Genomic DNA, 2,144 nt, shown 5'->3' with positions numbered 1-2,144 from the left:
GGGCAGCACCACGAGGGTGAGGCCCCCGCCCGGGGCGTCCTGGAGGTGCGACCACTCCAGGACGTTGAGCAGCTGGACCGGGCTCTCCACGAAGGCGAGGGTTCCTCCGGTGCGGACGCCGTCCGCACCGGAGGAACCGCCCGGCCCGGTCACGTCAGACCTTCGCCGGCTCACGGTCGTCCGCCTCGGAGGTGCCGGTGACCTGCTCCGCCTTCTCCGCGACGACGCCCGCGAAGCGCCGCAGCTTCTTCATCGGGCCCAGCTCGCTCTCGTAGACCTTCTTCACGCCGTCACCGAGGGACGCCTCGATGGTGCGGATGTCGCGGACCAGGCGCTGGAGGCCGCCCGGCTCGACGGACGCCGCCTGGTCGGAGCCCCACATGGCACGGTCCAGCGTGATGTGGCGCTCGACGAACGCCGCGCCCAGCGCGACCGCGGCCAGCGTGGTCTGGAGGCCGGTCTCGTGGCCCGAGTAGCCGATCGGCACGTTGGGGTACTCGGCCTGGAGGGTGTTGATCACCCGCAGGTTGAGCTCCTCGGCCTTCGCCGGGTACGTGGACGTGGCGTGGCAGAGCAGGATGTTGTCGCTGCCCAGCACCTCCACGGCGTGCCGGATCTGCTTCGGGGTGGACATGCCGGTCGACAGGATGATCGTGCGGCCGGTGGCGCGCAGCGCGCGGAGCAGCTCGTCGTCGGTCAGGGACGCGGAGGCGACCTTGTGCGCCGGCACGTCGAACTTCTCCAGGAAGGCGACGGCCTCGGTGTCCCACGGGGACGCGAACCAGTCGATGCCCCGCTTGCGGCAGTGCTCGTCGATGGCGCGGTACTCGTCCTCGCCGAACTCGACCCGGTGGCGGTAGTCGATGTAGGTCATCCGGCCCCAGGGGGTGTCCCGCTCGATGTCCCACTGGTCACGCGGGGTGCAGATCTCGGGGGTGCGCTTCTGGAACTTGACCGCGTCGCAGCCCGCCTCGGCGGCGGCGTCGATCAGGGCGAACGCGTTGTCCAGGTCGCCGTTGTGGTTGATGCCGATCTCACCGGTGACGTACACCGGGTGGCCGGGGCCCGCGGTCTTCGAGCCGAGGGTGCGCAGACGGTTGCCGGCGTGGGAAGCAGACATGGTGGGGTGTTTCCTTACTTCTCGAGAGAGGGGCCGAGAATCCACGAGGCGATCTCGCGGATCGCGCCGTAGCCCCCGGGGACGGAGGTGACCGCGCGGGCCGCGCCGCGGACGACGTCGTGCGCGCCGGCCACGGCGACCGGCCAACCGACCAGGCCGAAGCACGGCAGGTCGTTGACGTCGTTGCCGACGTAGAGCACGCGCTCCGGCGCGATGCCCTGCTCCTCGCACCACTGCTTCAGTGCGAGGTCCTTCCGGTCGATGCCGTGCAGCACGGGGACCTGGAGCTTCCGGGCCCGTGCGGCGACGACCGGGTTCTGTTCCGTGGACAGGATCAGCAGGCTCAGCTCCGCGCGGCGCAGTGCCGCGATGCCGAGCCCGTCGCCGCGGTGCACGGCGACCGTTTCCCGTCCTTCGGAGTCGACGAGCACCCGGTCGTCTGTCTGGGTGCCGTCGAAGTCGAGTACCACCGCGTCGATGTCGGCGCGGGTCGGCAGGGCCGGCGCGCGCTGGGTGTCGAGCAGCGGGGCCAGGGCGCGGGCCCGGGCCAGTTCGTGCGGGTCGTCCACCTCCAGGACGCGCGCCGGGTCCGTGCGGACCGGCTCGGTGCGGCCGAAGAAGCGGTGCCCGGCGGCGCGGAAGCCGTCGGCCCGCATGGCGTAGGCGGCGCCGGTCTCCAGCAGGTCCTGGGGGCGGTCCTGGCGGCGCGGGCGGAACGCCTTGTCGTGGTTGACGCCACTGCCGCCCTCCCCCGGGTCGCCGTCCCGCCACAGGAAGCCGTGGAAGGGCGCCACCGTGAGCGCGCTGTCGGCGCCGTCCTCCAGCACGGCCGCGGCCACGGCGGCGAGGTCCTCGCGGACCAGGAAGGGGCTGGTGCACTGGACGAGGAGCACCACGTCCACCGGGCGGCCGTGCCGCTCCTCGTGGCTGTCCATGGCGTGCAGCACGGCCGCCTCGCTGGTCGCGGTGTCCCCGGCGATGTCGGCGGGCCGCTCCACGACCTCGGCGCCCGCGCCCCGGGCGG

General features: G+C 72.8%; 2 protein-coding genes. Both read right to left on the bottom strand.

What is annotated here, in order from left to right; translation table 11 throughout:
• Positions 1–154: 154 nt before the first annotated feature.
• Positions 155–1,120, bottom strand: coding sequence for an N-acetylneuraminate synthase family protein (locus tag ACYVE9_RS24100; RefSeq protein WP_461030000.1), 966 nt, complete (start codon positions 1,118–1,120; stop codon positions 155–157).
• 14 nt (positions 1,121–1,134) lie between these two features.
• The coding region (locus tag ACYVE9_RS24095; RefSeq protein WP_461029999.1) for an HAD hydrolase family protein at positions 1,135–2,144 on the bottom strand (1,010 nt) is incomplete at its 5' end.

Source organism: Streptomyces sparsus (assembly GCF_054776295.1).
This window is presented reverse-complemented; position numbering and strand designations above follow the sequence as displayed.

Coding starts and splice junctions, on each gene's coding strand:
- ACYVE9_RS24100 (WP_461030000.1), bottom strand. CDS start 1,120: ATGTCTGCTTCCCACGCCGGCAACCGTCTGCGCACCCTCGGCTCGAAG.